Source organism: Rhizobium sp. Root1204 (assembly GCF_001424965.1).
Lineage (GTDB): Bacteria > Pseudomonadota > Alphaproteobacteria > Rhizobiales > Rhizobiaceae > Pararhizobium.
In genome coordinates this window covers 1-17,223 of the sequence record NZ_LMCZ01000004.1, presented here as the reverse complement: position 1 = coordinate 17,223, position 17,223 = coordinate 1, and the positions used below count along the sequence as shown (strand labels likewise).

Here is a 17,223-nt window from a genome sequence, read left to right as displayed (position 1 = left end):
ACGAGCCCATCTCGTCCAACAGAGAACACTCTGCCGCAGCCGATGTATTTTCACAGTTCCTGATGTAACAGGCCGAAACATGAAAAAACCGGCCAATCGCTTGGCCGGTTTTTCATCTTTCAGATATCTGTTTCGGCTCAGAAGAAGCCGCGCTTCTGCCACCAGCCGCCCTTCTTGGGCTTTGCCGGCTCGGTATCACCTTCGTCCTTCTTGACGGTGGACGACTTGACGACCGGCTCGCTGGCAATCGCGTCGATGTCGCGGTTGGCGCGCACCGGCTTGGTATCTTCGAGGTCGGCAGCAGCCTTCTCGACAGCCGGTTCCTCGATGGCGGCAACCGTTTCCGGCTTCGCTTCGACTGCAGCCTGAGCATCCGCATCGGCAGTCATCACAGGTGCCTGTTCGGCAACGGCCTCTTCAACAGCAGCGACGGCTTTCTTGCGGCTGCGCTTCGGCTTGGCGGGCTTGGCTTCTTCCACGGCAACAACCGGGATTTCGACGATTTCTTCGGCGGCTACAACTGAAACAGCGTCTTCGGCTGAAACGGTAGCCACGGCCTCCGCTTCCGGTGCATCCACCGAGGCTTCTTCACCAGCGGTCTCGTCGTCGGCTGCCAGATTTTCACCTTCTGCCTCGTCCGGACGGTTGCGGCGACCACCACGCTTGCCACGACGGCGGCGTTTGCGCTTCTGACGCTCTTCTTCGCTCAGGCCTGCGTCCTGTGCGTCTTCGGCACCCGCCTGTGCTGCAACGTCATCAGCTTCGTCCTCGTCGCCATCCTCATCGGAGGCATCCTCGGAGCGCACACCGGCCTCAGCACCCTGGTCGCCGCCCGGGCGGCCACCACGCCGGCGCCGGCGGCGCTTGCGCTTGCGGTTGCCCTGTTCGTCGCCCTCGGCGGCAGGTGCCCGTTCGCTGCGCTCGGCCCGTTCTGCGCGTTCCGGCTTGGCTTCGGCCACGAGTTCTTCATCGTCCTCGATATCCTCTTCGATGATGATATCGTCGTCTTCATCGATTTCCGGCTCGAACTGGATGATCTGCTCGATCTTGACCGGGTTCTCGACAGCTTCGCCGCGATCGATGGCAAAATGCTGCGCACCGACATGGGCGTCCGCCTCGATGATGATCTGAACGCCAAAGCGCTCTTCATAATCGATGATCGTGCCGCGCTTGTGGTTGAGCAGGTAGAGCGCAATATCCGGCGTTGTGCGCACGGTGATGTTGTGCGTGGTGTTCTTCAAGAGATATTCTTCGACGCCGCGCAGGACATGCAGGGCAACAGAGGACTGCGAACGCACGTGGCCCGTGCCGTTGCAATGCGAGCAGACCTGCATCGTCGATTCGAGTACCGAGGCGCGAATCCGCTGGCGCGACATTTCGAGCAGGCCGAAATGCGAGATGCGGCCGACCTGGATGCGGGCGCGGTCGTTCTTCAGATGATCCTTCAGACGCTTCTCGACAGCGCGGTTGTTGCGCTTTTCTTCCATGTCGATGAAGTCGACGACGACGAGACCGGCAAGGTCACGCAGGCGCAGCTGGCGGGCGACTTCTTCGGCAGCTTCGAGGTTGGTCTGGAGGGCCGTGTCTTCGATCGAGTGCTCGCGGGTCGAACGGCCCGAGTTCACGTCGATGGCGACCAGCGCTTCGGTCTGGTTGATGATGATGTAGCCGCCGGACTTCAGCGTTACTTGCGGCACCAGCATGCGGTCGAGCTGGGCTTCGATACCCGAGCGCGAGAAGATCGGGTGGACGTCACGGTAAGGCTGAACCACCTTGGCGTGGCTCGGCATCAGCATCTTCATGAAGCCCTTGGCTTCCTTGTAGCCTTCTTCACCGGCGACGATGATCTCGCTGATATCCTTGTTGTAAAGGTCGCGGATCGAGCGCTTGATCAGTGAGCCTTCCTCATAGACGAGGCAAGGGGCAGTGGAGGAGAGCGTCAGGGTGCGAACATTCTCCCACAGGCGCATCAGGTATTCGAAGTCACGCTTGACTTCGACCTTGGTGCGGTTGGCACCGGCGGTGCGCAGGATGACGCCCATGCCCTGCGGCACGTCGAGCGCGCGGGCAATTTCCTTCAGGCGCTTGCGGTCCGGCAGGTTGGTGATCTTGCGAGAAATGCCGCCGCCACGCGCCGTGTTCGGCATCAGGACCGAATACCGGCCGGCCAGCGACAGATAGGTGGTGAGGGCTGCGCCCTTGTTGCCGCGTTCTTCCTTGGCCACCTGCACCAGAAGAATCTGGCGGCGCTTGATGACTTCCTGGATGCGGTACTGCTTGCGCGGACGGCGGTTGACCTGCCGGTCCGGCACTTCTTCCATCGCGTCTTCGGCGCCGACGGATTCGATGACTTCCTTTTCTTCGTGATGACCGTCGTCATCATCGTCGTCATCATGGCCGCGGCGTCCACCACGCGTGTCTTCCGAAATGCTGTCGGTATCGACCATGGCAGCCATTTCGCCGCCATTACCTTCTTCGCCATCTGCGTCGGCAGCAGCGGCTTCGGCTTCGGCGGCGGCAGCCTTCTTGGTGCGGCGCGGACGCTTGGCCTTTGCTTTCGGCTTTTCTTCTTCGGTCTCAGCGGCCATTTCCACGGTCTCGACCGGCTCGGCCGCCGTTTCAATGACCTCGACGACGTTCTCTACAACCGCCTCGACTGTTTCCTCTTCGGAATCAGGGCCGAGATCCGTGCCGGTTTCGACATGCTCGATGTCGTCGTCACGGCGCGCTTCCTCGGCTTCCTGCCGCAGGAGGGCCTGACGATCGGCGAGCGGGATCTGATAATAGTCGGGGTGGATTTCAGCGAACGCTAGGAAGCCGTGGCGGTTGCCGCCGTAGTCGACAAAGGCCGCCTGCAGCGACGGCTCTACGCGCGTTACTTTCGCGAGATAGATGTTGCCGCGGATTTGTTTCTTGTGTTCGGATTCGAAGTCGAATTCTTCTATGCGGTTTCCGCGTACGACAACGACGCGCGTCTCTTCAGCGTGAGACGCATCGATAAGCATTTTCTCTGCCATGGAAGTGGTGCTCCTCGGCGCACCCTGGAAACAGCAGGAAAATAGCGTCCCGGAGGAGACTTTCCATGCAGTTCAGGTTTTTCGCCGGATGTGAATGTTCCTGTAAGGTTGGGGAGATCGTCCAACAGCCAGACGGCAGCCGGAACACTTGCGTTCCGGGGCCTGTTTACTTCTGACCGATACTGCTGGGACAACGTTAATGACCAAACAAGAATGCCAATGTAGTAGGCCCTGAAGGCCCGATGAATGTGCCCGGTCACGGGCCTGCGGTGATCGTCACCATAAACGCTCCGGCCACCGCCGGAATTTCTCGATTCAGCATGCGAAGAAAAAGTGGAGCGACGGCGGATGAAGCGCGACTGCTTGTCCGAGACGTGATCTGCGTTGAAGCGGTTTTACCCGTCCCGATCACGCTCTGGCGCCAGGGTTTTAAACACCCTTTGGCTGCCGGTCGTCGATTCTATCCCGTCAACACTTTCTCCCTGCAAGGCTTTTATGTTTTCTATGTCACAATGGCAAGGGAAAAGCCGGAAGCGCCATAATATTGATTGATTCGCTTGTCGGGGTGTGTACTGGCGAAGTGCTGGTTTGCTGCGGTCTTGAGGCTCGTTAACGGCGCTGGAAAAGGGCAGGCGGCGTCCCTTGAATATGGAGAGCGCAAGGTTTGGTTAACCATATGGCGTCATGGATACTGCAGGCAGCAACGCGCCAAGTGTACGGGCCATGTCCCGAAATGAGATGTCGCGACCTGGTCGTCGGCGACGCTACCACCGCGGTACCGGTGGGCGTATGCAACAAGGAAGAGCGGATTTGATCCTGTCAGCGATGATACGACGGTGCCTGCTGGGCCTCCTGCTTCTTTCGGCGGCGCCGGTCGCTCATGCTGCCGATGCACCATTGCTCGCTTACGGTGCGCGGATTGCCGGCGACGACGCCCGCACCAGGGTGGTGATTGATTTCGACCGCAAGCCCGTTTTCTTCGTCCACTATGTCGCCAATCCGCCCCGTGTCATCGTCGATTTGCCTGAGACCTCCTTTGGTCTGAAACCCGAGGATCTGAAAGCGCGCGGTCTGTTCACCGAAATTCGCTATGGCGCGATGGGGCCGGGCAGCGCCCGCGTGGTGCTCACTGCAAGCAAACCCGTCGCCGTCACGGTCGCCGATGTGAAGGCGGATGAGGAAGGCAAGGGATTTCGCCTGGTGCTTGATGCGGAACGGGTGACCGAGGCGCGTTTTTCCAGCTTGATCGCAGAGCAGACATGGACCGGTACTGTCAGCGCTGCAAAGACCGACAGGCTGGTCGAGCCGGCCGCACCCGGAGCATTCATTATTGCCGTCGATGCTGGTCACGGCGGTATCGATACCGGCGCCATCGGCAGCGAGACCAAGATGGAAGAGAAGAGCGTCACGCTTGCCTTCGCCGCGCAGCTTGTCGAGACGCTCAACAAGGAGAAGGGCGTCAAGGCATTCCTGACGCGCGACAAGGATGAGTTCCTGTCCTTGCCGGAACGCGTCCAGGTTGCCCGTCAGCACAGCGCCAACCTGTTCATCTCCATTCACGCCGATACGCTGAAGCAGCGTGATATTCGTGGCGCCACCGTCTACACGATCTCCGACAAGGCATCCGACCATCTGGCAGCCAATCTTGCAGCCCGCGAAAACCTGTCGGATGAGATTGCCGGGGTCACCTTCAAGAGCGAACCGGCCGAAGTCGCCGACATTCTGATCGATCTGACGCGCCGCGAAACGCAGGCGTTCTCGGTCAATCTCGCCCGTTCCGTCGTTTCGTCCTTCGAGGGGCAGATCAACCTGATCAACAATCCACACCGCCATGCGGGATTCCGGGTTCTGCAGGCGCCGGATGTGCCATCGATTCTGCTGGAATTGGGTTTTTTGTCCAACAAGGAAGATGAAAAGCTCCTTGTCGATCCGGTCTGGCGCAGCAAGGTTGCAGATCTTATTGCGGCTGCCGTGCGCGGCTATCGCGGCGAGGCCGTCGCAAACGGTGGTTGAGCACGGTTTGGAGGAAGTTCCATCCGTTGCCGCTCAATGGCGTGAACCGGTAATAACGTCTGTTGTGATTTGTGTCGCCGGAGTAACAGCGATATCGTTTTCAACGGGATGACCCATGTTTAATCTGCTGCAAGCCCTATTTTACTCACAATCCGGTCGCTATCCGGAAGTCTGAATTGCACGGCGGTGATCCGAAAGACGATCGCTGGCCGTAAACATGCAACGTGGGGAAGCGCCGCCGGCCATCCGGAACGCATTTCATTCGTTGTTTAATGCGTTGGCGTGATTGCATTCGGGCAAGGTGCGGGGTAGGCCCACCGGCAGCGTATGTTCCGCATAGATAAACGATAACTGGATACCGGTACCTGGCTGATGATCAGACTGATTGGATATTTCTTCGGCATTGGCGCATTTCTGGTGCTCGGCGTTGCCGCAGCCGCTGCCATCTATCTTGGCCATGTGACCAAGGACCTGCCAGACTATGAGGTCCTCAACAGCTATGCGCCTCCGGTAACAACCCGCGTCCACGCCGGCAATGGCGCGCTGATGGCTGAATATGCCCGTGAACGCCGCCTCTATCTGCCGATCCAGGCCATTCCCGATCGCGTCAAGGCGGCCTTCATCTCGGCCGAAGACAAGAACTTCTACCAGCATCCAGGCGTCGATATCACCGGCCTTGGCCGCGCCATCTTCGTCAACCTGCAGAATTTCGGCTCCGGCCGCCGTCCCGTCGGCGCTTCGACCATCACCCAGCAGGTTGCCAAGAACTTCCTTCTCTCCTCCGACCAGACGATCGACCGCAAGGTCAAGGAAGCCATCCTGTCGTTCCGCATCGAGCAGGCCTACAGCAAGGATCGTATTCTCGAACTCTATCTCAACGAAATCTTCTTCGGTCTGAATTCCTACGGTATCGCTGGCGCCGCACTGACTTACTTCGACAAGTCGGTCACCGAGCTGACCATTGCTGAAACGGCCTATCTCGCAGCACTGCCGAAGGGGCCGGCTAATTATCATCCATTCCGCAGGGCCGAAGCTGCCATCGAGCGCCGCAACTGGGTCATCGATCGCATGGTCGAAAACGGTTACGTCGCCAAAAGCGATGGCGATGAGGCAAAGAAGCAGCCACTGGGTGTCAGTGTTCGTCGCGGTGGATCGCATCTGTTCGCGTCTGACTATTTCGCCGAGGAAGTTCGCCGCCAGATCATCCAGCGCTACGGCGACAACGCGCTTTACGAGGGCGGCCTGTCGGTCCGCACATCACTCGACCCGCGCATTCAGGTGGAAGCGCGCCGGGCGCTGCAGAACGCGCTGGTTTCCTATGACGAGCGCCGCGGTTTCCATGGCCCGATGAAGTCGATCGAAATTGGTGGAGACTGGGGCGAGCCGCTCGGCAAGCTGAATGCTTTGTCTGATGTGCCCGAATGGAAACTGGCCGTCGTACTCTCCGTTGACGGTAACGGTGCCGACATCGGCATCCAGCCGGAAAAAGAGGCCGGCGGCAAAATCGGCGCCGACCGCGTGACCGGCCATATCACCGCCAAGAACATGCAATGGGCCTACCGCTCTTCGACCGGTGAGCGTAAGACGGCAAAGTCGCCGGAAGGCGTCGTCGGTCCGGGCGATGTCGTTTATGTCGAGCCGACTGATGCTGCCGGAGAATATCGCCTGCGCCAGCCGCCGAAAGTGCAGGGCGGCCTTGTCGCCATGGACCCGCATACGGGCCGTGTTCTGGCCATGACGGGTGGCTTTTCCTACGGCCAGTCTGAATTCAACCGTGCAACGCAGGCCATGCGTCAGCCGGGATCGTCCTTCAAGCCCTTCGTTTACGCGGCAGCACTGGACAACGGCTATACGCCCGCATCCGTCATTCTCGACGCGCCATTCGAACTCGTAACCGGCGGTCAGGTCTGGCGTCCGGAAAACTATGGCGGCGGTTCGGCCGGCCCTTCGACACTGCGTCTCGGCATCGAAAAGTCGCGTAACCTGATGACGGTGCGGCTTGCCAACGACATGGGCATGAACTTGGTGGCCGAATATGCCGAACGTTTCGGCATCTACGACAAGATGCTGCCGGTGCTCGCAATGTCGCTCGGTTCAGGCGAAACGACGGTTCTGCGCATGGTGTCGGCCTATTCGGTGCTCGCCAATGGCGGCAAGCAGATCAAGCCGTCGATGATCGACCGCATCCAGGACCGCTACGGCAAGACGATCTTCCGCCACGAAGAGCGCACCTGTGACAATTGCAATGCGGCTGATTGGGAAGATCAGGAAGAGCCGGTTCTCACCGACAACCGCGAGCAGGTTCTTGACCCGATGACCGCCTACCAGATCACATCGATGATGGAAGGCGTGGTTTCCCGCGGTACTGCGGCCGGCAAGATCAAGCTCGACCGTCCGGTTGCCGGCAAGACCGGAACGACCAACGACGAAAAGGACGCCTGGTTCGTCGGCTATACGCCGGACATGGTGGCTGGCCTCTATCTCGGTTTCGACAGCCCGGCGCCGCTCGGCCGCGGTGCAACAGGTGGCGGTCTGGCGGCTCCCGTGTTCAATGATTTCATGCAGGCCGCAACGCAGGGTACCCGCCCAAGCAAGTTCGTTGTGCCGGAAGGCATGAGCCTCATCCCCGTCAACCGCAAGACCGGTATGGCGGCGGCAGACGGCGATCCGGATACGATCATCGAGGCCTTCAAGCCCGGCACCGGCCCGGCCGATACCTTCTCGGTCATCGGTGGTGCCGATCAGTACATCCCGCCGGAAGAAATCCTGAAGGCGTCGCCGCAGGCCAATGATGCGATCAATCGCGGTTCCAGCGGCCTGTTTTAACCAGCCCCTTCCCATTCACCGGCGCCCGCCGCTCTTTACACGAGCGGCGGGCGCCGTTATTCACGGCGCACATTCCATACGAACGCAAGAAGCGGAACCATGCGGACTGAAATCGAGAACATTGTCGACGAAATCAAGCAGGCCATAAGCCTGCTGAGGAGGCATCTTTGACTGGGATCAGGCGGTAAGACGGCTGGACTGGTTGAACAACAAGGCAGAGGATCCAAACCTCTGGAACGACGCGTCGGAAGCTCAGAAGCTGATGCGCGAACGCCAGCAGCTGGATGACGGCATCAATGGCGTTCGTGCTTTCGAGCGGCAGATGCAGGATGCCATCGACCTCATCGAACTCGGTGAGGAAGAGGGTGACGCTGACATCATCAAGGAAGCCGAAGATGCGCTGCGCGCACTGAAGGTTGAAGCCGCCCGTCGCCAGGTGGAAGCGATGCTCTCCGGCGAAGCTGACAGCAACGATACCTATCTCGAAGTCCATTCCGGTGCCGGCGGTACCGAGAGCCAGGATTGGGCGAACATCCTCTTGCGTATGTACACGCGCTGGGCTGAGCGCCAGGGTTATAAGGTCGAGCTTCTCGAAGTTCATGACGGTGAAGAAGCGGGCATCAAGTCGGCGACGCTGCTGGTCAAGGGGCACAATGCCTATGGCTGGCTGAAGACCGAATCGGGTGTTCATCGCCTTGTTCGTATTTCGCCATTCGACAGCAATGCCCGCCGCCACACCTCGTTCTCGTCGATCTGGGTCTACCCGGTCATCGACGATTCGATCCAGATCGATATCAACGAGAGCGATTGCCGTATCGATACCTACCGTTCGTCCGGCGCCGGCGGCCAGCACGTCAACACCACCGATTCGGCCGTGCGTATCACGCATATTCCGTCCGGAATCGTCGTGCAGTGCCAACAGGAGCGTTCGCAACACAAGAACAAGGCCAAGGCCTGGGACATGTTGCGTGCCCGCCTCTACGAAGCGGAGCTGAAAAAGCGTGAAGACGCGGCCAATGCTGAAGCCGCATCGAAGAGCGATATCGGCTGGGGTCACCAGATCCGGTCCTACGTGTTGCAGCCGTATCAGCTGGTCAAGGACTTGCGTACCGGCGTCGCCAGCACAGCGCCTGACGATGTGCTCGATGGCGATCTGAACGAGTTCATGGAAGCTGCACTCGCACACCGTGTCAACGGCGGCGCCGATGCCGTGGTCGACGATCTGGCCTAAGCCGGGTTTCCATCTCCAAAAAAATAAAAAAAGCCGGGCGCATCCATTGCCCGGCTTTTTCTTTTGGTTATGTCCGTGTGGTCAGTTCGTCTCCCGCTCGACCTTGATATCGCCGATATCATCGATCAGCACGGTCCAGGTCTCGGGTTCCAATGCGGTCGGGTCCGTTTTCAGATAGACCGTGGCAAACAATCCCGGCTGGGCGGCAACGCCATCGGATGTGTCCGGCCTGATATCCGTGACATAGGCCTTCATCGCAGAAAATTCCTCAAGCTCCGCTGAGGAAATAACCTTGGGACCTGCAGCATCCAGTACCACCTGCTGCAGGAATATGTGCGCGTTGCCCTCCGGCTGGCGCACCGCAACGAGCTTGTAATAACCCCGTTGCGTGGGAGATATCGTTGCCGATTGATTGTCTGTAGCCGTGCCGGCCTTTGGATCCAGGGCGGATAGCGGATCGCCGCTTTCCTCCCAATATCCCGTGCTTGTCACGAAGATAATGTTGGCAGGCATCAGGACGGTTTCATCCGCGCGGGCAGCGGATCCCTCAGCAAATGGCAGAAACAGAACAAGGGCTACAAGACACTGAATGGAAAGCAAGGCTGTGCGCGGCGTGGCGCCAGACACACGCAGCTCAGGCGTGTTGAAACGTTGGATAGGGAGCATCTTCGTCGCGTTAGATAGGTTCGTGTAAACAGCTGGATGCTCTCACCTCGATCCGTTGCAGGCATCAAGGCACGCTCAACTCTGCCACAATTTTTGGCGGGAATCGATTCGAAATCAAGGCATTGCGGCAGGAGACCGCGTCTATCGCTTCTAGTTGGAAAATTGTTCGGCCAGGATACGGTCCGACCAGGAGTAATCCGGATCGGAAAGGATGTGCGCCGTCTTGTTTTCCGATTCAGCAATGCGAACCTTCACCACCGATTTGACCTCGACATGATCGGCGACCGCGTTGACCGGACGTTTTTCGGGTTCGAGAATGTCGATATCGACGGTGACCTTGTTGGGCAAAAGTGCGCCGCGCCAGCGCCGTGGCCGGAATGGACTGACCGGCGTCAGGGCAAGAAGGGGGGCTTCCAGCGGCAGGATAGGCCCATGGGCGGAGAGATTGTAGGCTGTCGAACCGGCGGGCGTGGAAAGCAGGACACCGTCGCAGACAAGCTCTTCGAGCCGCACCCGGTCGTCAACGACGACCCGGAGCTTGGCTGCCTGATAGGATTGCCGGAAAAGATAGACCTCGTTGATCGCCAGCGCCTTGAACGTGTTGCCGTCAGCGTCTGTGGTTTTCATCTCAAGCGGCCGGAACGTATTCTCGACGGCCGCAGCCAAGCGCTCGTGCAGATTTTCCGTGCTGTAACGGTTCATCAGAAAACCGATCGAGCCACGGTTCATGCCGTAGATCAGCTTGCCGGAATTCATCGTCTTGTGCAGCGTCTGCAGCATGAAGCCGTCGCCGCCAAGCGCCACGATCACATCCGCTTCCGCCGGGTCTTCCTGGCCGTACAGAGCGATCAGTGCCGCTTCTGCCGCCTGTGCCTCGTCGGTTGCCGAAGCGGCGAAGGCGATGGTTTTGAACGTGCGAGCCATGAAATGCCTGTCTGTTTTATAAAATGGGCCGCTCAATGAGGAGAGGCCCGAAATATGGTCCACCTGTAAGTCCGACAGAAGGCGTCGCTGCGGAGAATGCCGCCATTATCATGCACAAAAGAACATTATGGGGAAGGGAGGATTGAGGCTATTCCCGCCAATGATCGGCGACCCACGGCGTTGGAAGGATATACTGGCGCAGGTATTTGAACGGCGCCTTGCCTTTCCTTCGGCTGGCATCAAACACCCCCAAAACGTGGTTGAGAGGGGTTGTGGCACGTCCCTTCAAGCCGAATTGGCCGTCGATTGCATGCTGCGGGAAAAAGTTGCGCGGGAATAGGACGACCCTGGCATCCGAGGGGAGACGCGGAGCGAGGAAATAGTTCAGAGGAAACGGCCAGCGGCAATCCTGTTTGAAATGCAGGACCCAGCGGCGCGGGAAAAACTTGACGCCGCCCGGCGCGTTTCGGGTAACGAACCGCTGCTCAAATTCATATTTGTCGGCGACGCCCTGCGGGTCGGCGCGGAACTTTTCCTGTAGCGGAACAAGTTTGCCGACCGGGAACCGGAACAGCGACGTCTGGCCGAGACGCTCGAATGGCGTCGTCTGATTCTGGGCGATCATCACGTCATCCGGTCCGCCTGTTTCGAAGAAGGCATCAAGCGAGCCGACGATCACCAGGTCGAGGTCCAGGAACAGGACCGGGCCGCTGAGGTTGCTGAGTTTCGGTCCCCAAAGGCGTGCCTTGGGCCAGATACCCTTGGTCTTGACCGGCATCTTTTCGATGTCCAGCGGCGGCAAGTCCTCCAGGTGAATTTCCGGCCGCAAGCCCTCCCTGTTATCGGTGAAGCAGGTGAATGTGAAAGGGGGAGTGATGTTGCGTGCCACCATTGCATAAAGCCGGTTGATAAACGGCGCGCCGTACTTTGTACCCCAATTGATGCAGATAATCTGCTTCACGCCGCCGCTTGCAGCCAGAACGTCCGCCGTCATGCTTGTCATTCCTCATTTCGCGCCGGGCTTGCCGCATCCGCGCTCAAGCCCATACCGGCGGTATATCGCGATTGCATATAGGCTTACAGCGCTCTGATTCTAAGTGGGGGGTGCAAATCCTGCAGAGGCGCGAAAATCTGGCAAAATAAACAGCAAGCTTGCCAAAGAAGTCCGATAGCCGGGAAATTTAAGCAGAAAAAAATGGTGCCCCCACCAGGACTCGAACCCGGGACCCCCTGATTACAAATCAGGTGCTCTACCAACTGAGCTATAAGGGCAGCACTTGCGGCAGGGAGTTACCATATTCTGATCGCGTGTAAAGCGAAAATACGGCTCGGCGGCTGCTTTTCCAGTGATTGACCTGTTTGGTGCGCGGTGGGCTGCTGCACGGCACCCTGAATCGAAGTGAATTTTGGGAGTTATGCAGCGAATCTAAAGCGCTGCGGCGCGTCGTGCACGCCATGAATACCGTGCGGCCCTGGTTGTCTTTGCACTCGTGTGGGACTGGTGGTCAAAGGCCAGGTCTTGCTGGCCGAAAATTTGTGGCTTGGGGCGGCGTACGCAGGGCGAGGCGTTTCTGCAGCCGCGGTGGGATGAAGAACGCAAGAATCGCAAATACCGCCGCAAAGGCGGATATTATCCACAGCGCATCCGCGCCTAGCGCCCGTTCGAGAAACGCGCCGCAGATGCCGCCGGATATCATTCCGAGCCAGGGAACGATCTGCAGGCCCCAGTCTGGCCGTGCCGTCCCGATTATCCAGTTGCCGATGCCTTTGCCGAAGCGGGAGAGGGCGCCGGTGACATAGGTCAGCCCGACCGGCAATCCCGCCATATGTTCGACTGCGGCATTGACCAGCCCCATGGCCAGCACGATTGCGTAGAATTGCAGTGTAGCAAGGCCCGGTTCAGTGATGATGGCAGCCAGCGCCAAAAGCAAGGCCGCGCCGATGAGGATGCGGAACGCACGCCGGGCTGCATTGTGGGCAATGACGACCCCAAGTGCGTTGCCAGCGACGAACATGGCAAGACCACCCACCAGAATAGCCGCCCCAACTGCTTGCCCATCCACAAGCGCCACGGCGGCGCGGGTGGTATTGCCGCTCATGAAGGAGACAAAGCTACCGGCGATCAACAGGCCGGCAGCATCCGTCATGCCGGCCAGAAACGAGATGGCTGCGACGAGAATGATGCCGGTGACCGTGCGCTGTCTTAAGATGATGCCCCGCCGCCGCTCTCGAGTCATGACTATGACTTTCCCCCGTCAATTCTGATTCGGTCGTCTGAAACGTCCGTCATCATATGTTGGGCAGCCTGAGAGGCGCTATCTATTCCGCAGCGTCGAGCATTGCCGGTTTAGGGTCGATTTCCGTGCAGCGCGACATTGCGCCCGGCAGATTGTCGGCCAAGAAGTCGATGAGCGCGCGGACCGACGGCAGCAAGCCATGGCGCGACGTGAAGACCAGATGGGCGATGGTGGTGTTCGAGCACCACTCCGGCAATACCGGCACCAGCACACCGGTCCGGATCCCCCGATTGCAAAGATGATCTGGCAGGAGCGCAATGCCGACGCCTTCGATGGCTGCCCGTTCGAGAATGCCGAAATCGCCACATCCAATGACGGGTTGATGACTGATGTCGCGTTTCGTTCCGTCGGTATGGTTCAGCTGCCAGGTATCGGTTGGATGCTGCTCGTTCATCGACAGCGTCGGCATGCTGCCCAGCGTATCGATCGTTACATTGCCGATCCGCGCCATCAGCGCTGGACTTGCCACGAGAAACTGGCTGGCTTCGCCGAGCTTGCGGATGATCAGGTTGTGGTCCGTGTCCAGTTGAGCGCGGGCGCGGAGCGCGATGTCGATGCGTTCTTCGACCAGATCGATCCGGCGGTTGGTGGTGGTGATCAGCAGGCGGACACCCGGATAGTGACGATGAAAGGCCGGCAGGATGGCGGCGACCATCGGCGTGAAACCGATCGGGCAGGCGAGGCGAACTACCCCGGCCGGTTCACTTTTGGCCGCAGCCACCACTGCTTCAGCAGCCTCGACGCCAGACAAGATCATTTCGCAACGTTCATAGAAGGCCTGCCCGATCTCGGTTACCCGCAGCTTGCGGGTGGACCGTTCGAGAAGACGTACGTCAAGCTGCTGCTCCAACCGGGCAACATGCTTGCTGAGTTTGGACTTCGGAATGTTGAGGGCACGGGCAGCGGCGGAAAAACCCTTGTTTTTCACCACGGCGGCAAACAGCGCGAGATCGTTCAGGTCCTGCATGTCACACCTTCATGTCCATCGAAAATTGACCATCATTGTTTCTATCAGGAAACGGCTTGTCGAAAAAGGGCCGGCTTATCAGTCGATTGTTTTAAAATCATATGTGATGCACCAAACGCCACCCGAGCGTACACCAAACAATCAAACGAAGGTGCCTACCATGAACATTCTCCATATCGACTCAGGTATTCTCGGCGATCATTCCGTTTCCCGCCGCCTGACCGCATCGATCGTCGCACGGATCAAGGCAGAGCGTCCCTCTGACACTGTTACCTATCGCGACCTTGCCGCCGCCCCACTTGCCCATCTCAGCGGTTCGCACCTGATGGCCGCTTCCGCCAATCCGGAAGGTCTCGATGCGACGCTGGTTTCCGAGCTTGATGCCGGCCGCGCCTCGCTCAACGAATTTCTTGCCGCTGATGTCGTCGTCATCGGCGCACCGATGTACAATTTCGCCATTCCGAGCCAGTTGAAGACCTGGATTGACCGCATTCTCGTTGCCGGCACCACATTCCGCTACACCGCGGAAGGCGTCGAAGGCCTTGCCAAGGGCAAGAAAGTGATCGTCGCTTCGACCCGTGGCGGCCACTATTCCGGTTCCTCGCCGATCAGTGCCATGGACCACCAGGAAACCTATCTTAGCACGGTATTCGGTTTCATCGGTATCACTGATGTCGAATTCGTCCGCGCCGAAGGCCTTGCCATCAGCCCGGATTCCAAGGAAGCCGCGATTACCGAGGCTGAAAAGGCCATTGCCGGCCGCGGCCATTTCGATATCGCCGCCTGATCCTTCATCCTGATCCCTGTGATAGAAAGCCGGGCACCGTTCGTTGCCCGGCTTTTTCGTTGCGCGCTGCACCCACGGTAGCAGAGGCTGGACAGGCCTGCATTGAGGGGATAGAGCCGCACCGAAGGGCCTTGCCCTCAGATTAAAGATTGGAATGACACTGACGGATGTCAGGGACAGCAACGGCACAATCCTCTCCGAGGGAGACAATGTCAGCCTGATCAAGGATCTCAAGGTCAAGGGCACTTCCGAGACCTTGAAGCGCGGCATGATGATCAAGGGCCTGGTGTTGCGCACGGAGTTTCTGAAGAAGGCCTGAGTTGCCGTCGGTCTGCAGACTAGCACCGGCGCGCCGTTGCGTACCGGGCGCCAATCCGCTGGACGTCCGGATTTTTTGTATTACACTTCGCTTATGAAAAGCGTTCCGGCACTTTTGATGGTCGCGCTTGTTCCGGTCCTTGCCGGAACGTCTTCTGGCGCGTCCTTTGCCGCCGATCCGATCTGCACCTGCAGAAACAAGGATGGTTCGAAACTCGAACTTGGACAGACCGCGTGCATCCGCGTGGGCGACACCGCCTATCTGGCGCGGTGCGAAAAAGAACTCAATGTCATGACCTGGCGCAAGCTGCGGGACGAATGTCCCGAAGCGCGATTGTCGGTTGCCGCGTTGCCTTTGACGCAGTAGCGGCCGGTCAGGCCTTGGTCAGGTGACCGCGGGCCGCATACATGGCGATCGCGGCCGCATTGGAGACGTTCAGCGACTTGATGGCGCCGGGCATGTCGAGGCGGGCAAGCGCGTTGACGGTCTGGCGGGTCTTCTGCCGCAGTCCCTTGCCCTCGGCTCCCAGAACAAGCGCGATCTTTGCGCCAGAAAATGTCTGTTCAAGTGGCGCCGGCCCTTCCGAATCAAGACCGATCGAGACGAAGCCGAGCTTGTGCAGTTCTTCCAGCGCATCGGCGAGATTGGTGATCTGGATATAGGGGATCATTTCCAGGGCGCCAGAGGCCGATTTGGCCATGACGCCTGATTCTGTCGGGCTGTGACGCTGCGTGGTGATCAGGGCGCCGGCGTTGAAGGCAACGGCGGAGCGCATGATGGCGCCGACATTGTGCGGATCGGTCACCTGGTCGAGGACGAGAATCAACGGGCTGTCGTTGAGTGCCGAAAGACGGCGCACAGGCAGCGGAACGGTTTCCAGCATTGCGCCCTGATGGATGGCGTCCGGTCCGAGGATCTTGTCGAGATCCTGCGGCGTGACGATCTCCACCGGAAAATCCAGTTCTTCGACCGGGCCTGTTTCCAGCCGCACCAACGCATTCTGCGTCACCGAAAGCTTGGTGATTTTGCGCTCGGGATTGTCGAGGGCGGCGCGCACCGTGTGAATGCCGTAGAGCAGCACCTGGTCGGGCGCCAGTTGCGGCGCCTTCCAGTCAGGTGCAGCACTTCTCTTGCGCTTGTCCTGTACGGGGGTCGGGATTTCGCCGCGTTCGCGCTTGGCGTCGCGATGCGCACGGCGAAGAGTGGCGTAATGGGTGTCTTTGGCGTTCTTGTCGCCCGGATTATCTTTGCTCATGCTTGTCTTATACTGATGATGCCGTTCGCGTGGAACCGTTTTTCGCGAAATCGGCGGCTTGCAATCTTTATCGCGATTTTCCCAACTTTTTCTGAGGCGCCGTGTTGACAGGATGAAACGGGGCCGTCATATACCCGGCGCAGATTGAGGGAACGGATTGCCCCGGCAAACAACACCTTGATCTGCAATACTTGGTCGATTGATCCCGACAGAATAATGGAGGGATGCCCGAGTGGTTAAAGGGGACGGACTGTAAATCCGTTGGCTCAGCCTACGTTGGTTCAAATCCAACTCCCTCCACCATTCTGTCACACGGATCTTGACCCGCGGGTATAGCTCAATGGTAGAGCAGCAGCCTTCCAAGCTGAATACGCGGGTTCGATTCCCGCTACCCGCTCCACTAAATGCCCAAATATCTCCGGTCTTTGTTGTGCTGCTTTAAGACAAGCCGGCAAATGGCTGATTTGATCGCGTTTCCGCGTTTGGCGTGATGGCCATTGGAAATGTATCCTGTCATCCCCACATAGGCATCATCCGGGCCTTAAGGGCCTGACGGAGCGCAAAATAATTAAGTCTTGCGCATTCCGCCCGAAACCCTTAAACGCCTCCCCAAACCGGCGCCGCCGGTATGGTGCATTTTCATTGATCACAGGAAACTTGACCCCATGGCAAAGAGCAAATTTGAGCGCAATAAGCCGCACGTTAACATTGGCACGATCGGCCACGTCGACCATGGCAAGACGTCGCTGACGGCCGCGATCACGAAGTATTTCGGCGAGTTCAAGGCGTACGACCAGATCGACGCAGCACCGGAAGAAAAGGCCCGCGGCATCACCATCTCGACGGCACACGTGCGTACGACCAGATCGACGCAGCACCGGAAGAAAAGGCCCGCGGCATCACCATCTCGACGGCACACGT

The 17,223-nt window shown here is 58.9% G+C and carries 15 protein-coding genes and 3 tRNA genes; 10 read left to right on the top strand and 8 right to left on the bottom strand.

Translation table 11 applies throughout. The annotated features are described in order from the left end of the window. Positions 1–137: 137 nt before the first annotated feature. The gene (locus ASC96_RS05615) at positions 138–3,017 is read right to left on the bottom strand and encodes a ribonuclease E/G (RefSeq protein ID WP_060502084.1); all 2,880 of its coding nucleotides are present in this window, start codon (positions 3,015–3,017) and stop codon (positions 138–140) included. Positions 3,018–3,259: 242 nt separating this feature from the next. On the opposite strand from ASC96_RS05615, the gene ASC96_RS05610 reads away from it, so the two are divergent. The 4 genes from ASC96_RS05610 to prfB all read left to right on the top strand — a co-directional run bounded on the left by ASC96_RS05610 (position 3,260) and on the right by prfB (position 9,087). Further along, positions 3,260–3,559, top strand: coding sequence for a hypothetical protein (locus ASC96_RS05610; protein WP_060502083.1), 300 nt, complete (start codon positions 3,260–3,262; stop codon positions 3,557–3,559). Between the two features lie 271 nt (positions 3,560–3,830). Continuing rightward, positions 3,831–5,030 carry an N-acetylmuramoyl-L-alanine amidase gene (locus tag ASC96_RS05605; RefSeq protein WP_244481904.1) on the top strand — a complete coding sequence of 400 codons (1,200 nt, stop codon included), beginning with the start codon at positions 3,831–3,833 and terminating at the stop codon, positions 5,028–5,030. Positions 5,031–5,402: 372 nt separating this feature from the next. Continuing rightward, complete coding sequence (locus ASC96_RS05600) at positions 5,403–7,856, top strand: penicillin-binding protein 1A (protein WP_060502081.1); 2,454 nt, start codon at positions 5,403–5,405, stop codon at positions 7,854–7,856. A gap of 99 nt (positions 7,857–7,955) precedes the next feature. Beyond that, a protein-coding gene (gene prfB, locus ASC96_RS05595) for a peptide chain release factor 2 (protein ID WP_112834605.1) occupies positions 7,956–9,087 on the top strand; the annotation gives its coding sequence in 2 pieces (ribosomal slippage) (positions 7,956–8,024 and positions 8,026–9,087; 1,131 coding nt in all). An 81-nt stretch (positions 9,088–9,168) separates the two neighbouring features. On the opposite strand, the gene ASC96_RS05590 is transcribed toward prfB, so the two are convergent. The 6 genes from ASC96_RS05590 to ASC96_RS05565 all read right to left on the bottom strand — a co-directional run bounded on the left by ASC96_RS05590 (position 9,169) and on the right by ASC96_RS05565 (position 13,941). Next, entirely contained in the window at positions 9,169–9,654 is a 486-nt protein-coding gene (locus ASC96_RS05590) for a hypothetical protein (RefSeq protein WP_347360148.1), read from the bottom strand. Positions 9,655–9,903: 249 nt separating this feature from the next. Then, entirely contained in the window at positions 9,904–10,677 is a 774-nt protein-coding gene (locus ASC96_RS05585) for an NAD kinase (RefSeq protein WP_060502079.1), read from the bottom strand. 148 nt (positions 10,678–10,825) lie between these two features. Next, positions 10,826–11,671 carry a hypothetical protein gene (locus ASC96_RS05580; protein WP_060502078.1) on the bottom strand — a complete coding sequence of 282 codons (846 nt, stop codon included), beginning with the start codon at positions 11,669–11,671 and terminating at the stop codon, positions 10,826–10,828. A 202-nt stretch (positions 11,672–11,873) separates the two neighbouring features. After that, positions 11,874–11,949 (bottom strand) — tRNA-Thr (locus ASC96_RS05575). A gap of 233 nt (positions 11,950–12,182) precedes the next feature. After that, on the bottom strand, positions 12,183–12,914 hold the full coding sequence (locus ASC96_RS05570) for a YoaK family protein (RefSeq protein ID WP_060502077.1): 732 nt from the start codon (positions 12,912–12,914) through the stop codon (positions 12,183–12,185). A gap of 82 nt (positions 12,915–12,996) precedes the next feature. Next, complete coding sequence (locus tag ASC96_RS05565) at positions 12,997–13,941, bottom strand: LysR family transcriptional regulator (protein ID WP_060502076.1); 945 nt, start codon at positions 13,939–13,941, stop codon at positions 12,997–12,999. 160 nt (positions 13,942–14,101) lie between these two features. Here ASC96_RS05565 and ASC96_RS05560 point away from each other — a divergent pair, with 160 nt between their 5' ends. The 3 genes from ASC96_RS05560 (at position 14,102) to ASC96_RS05550 (ending at position 15,413) form a co-directional block, all read left to right on the top strand. Beyond that, positions 14,102–14,728: an FMN-dependent NADH-azoreductase gene (locus tag ASC96_RS05560; protein WP_060502075.1), complete on the top strand. Its 627-nt coding sequence runs from the start codon at positions 14,102–14,104 to the stop codon at positions 14,726–14,728. 154 nt (positions 14,729–14,882) lie between these two features. Then, positions 14,883–15,047 carry a PhnA domain-containing protein gene (locus ASC96_RS05555; protein ID WP_060502074.1) on the top strand — a complete coding sequence of 55 codons (165 nt, stop codon included), beginning with the start codon at positions 14,883–14,885 and terminating at the stop codon, positions 15,045–15,047. A 93-nt stretch (positions 15,048–15,140) separates the two neighbouring features. Then, a complete protein-coding gene (locus ASC96_RS05550; protein WP_060502073.1) occupies positions 15,141–15,413 on the top strand; it encodes a hypothetical protein in 273 nt (90 codons plus the stop codon). A 7-nt stretch (positions 15,414–15,420) separates the two neighbouring features. On the opposite strand, the gene ASC96_RS05545 is transcribed toward ASC96_RS05550, so the two are convergent. After that, complete coding sequence (locus ASC96_RS05545; protein WP_060502072.1) at positions 15,421–16,302, bottom strand: RNA methyltransferase; 882 nt, start codon at positions 16,300–16,302, stop codon at positions 15,421–15,423. A 218-nt stretch (positions 16,303–16,520) separates the two neighbouring features. Between ASC96_RS05545 and ASC96_RS05540 the strand changes: the two genes are divergently transcribed. The 3 genes from ASC96_RS05540 to ASC96_RS05530 form a co-directional block, all read left to right on the top strand. Further along, positions 16,521–16,605, top strand: a tRNA-Tyr gene (locus ASC96_RS05540). Between the two features lie 23 nt (positions 16,606–16,628). After that, positions 16,629–16,702: transfer RNA gene (locus tag ASC96_RS05535), tRNA-Gly, on the top strand. Between the two features lie 265 nt (positions 16,703–16,967). Beyond that, positions 16,968–17,223 (top strand): GTP-binding protein (locus ASC96_RS05530; protein ID WP_244481899.1); only part of this gene is annotated, 256 nt, incomplete at its 3' end.

Coding starts and splice junctions, on each gene's coding strand:
- ASC96_RS05570 (WP_060502077.1), bottom strand. CDS start 12,914: ATGACTCGAGAGCGGCGGCGGGGCATCATCTTAAGACAGCGCACGGTC.
- ASC96_RS05555 (WP_060502074.1), top strand. CDS start 14,883: ATGACACTGACGGATGTCAGGGACAGCAACGGCACAATCCTCTCCGAG.
- ASC96_RS05560 (WP_060502075.1), top strand. CDS start 14,102: ATGAACATTCTCCATATCGACTCAGGTATTCTCGGCGATCATTCCGTT.
- ASC96_RS05545 (WP_060502072.1), bottom strand. CDS start 16,302: ATGAGCAAAGATAATCCGGGCGACAAGAACGCCAAAGACACCCATTAC.
- ASC96_RS05600 (WP_060502081.1), top strand. CDS start 5,403: ATGATCAGACTGATTGGATATTTCTTCGGCATTGGCGCATTTCTGGTG.
- ASC96_RS05615 (WP_060502084.1), bottom strand. CDS start 3,017: ATGGCAGAGAAAATGCTTATCGATGCGTCTCACGCTGAAGAGACGCGC.
- ASC96_RS05610 (WP_060502083.1), top strand. CDS start 3,260: ATGAATGTGCCCGGTCACGGGCCTGCGGTGATCGTCACCATAAACGCT.
- ASC96_RS05565 (WP_060502076.1), bottom strand. CDS start 13,941: ATGCAGGACCTGAACGATCTCGCGCTGTTTGCCGCCGTGGTGAAAAAC.
- ASC96_RS05550 (WP_060502073.1), top strand. CDS start 15,141: ATGAAAAGCGTTCCGGCACTTTTGATGGTCGCGCTTGTTCCGGTCCTT.
- ASC96_RS05580 (WP_060502078.1), bottom strand. CDS start 11,671: ATGACGGCGGACGTTCTGGCTGCAAGCGGCGGCGTGAAGCAGATTATC.
- ASC96_RS05585 (WP_060502079.1), bottom strand. CDS start 10,677: ATGGCTCGCACGTTCAAAACCATCGCCTTCGCCGCTTCGGCAACCGAC.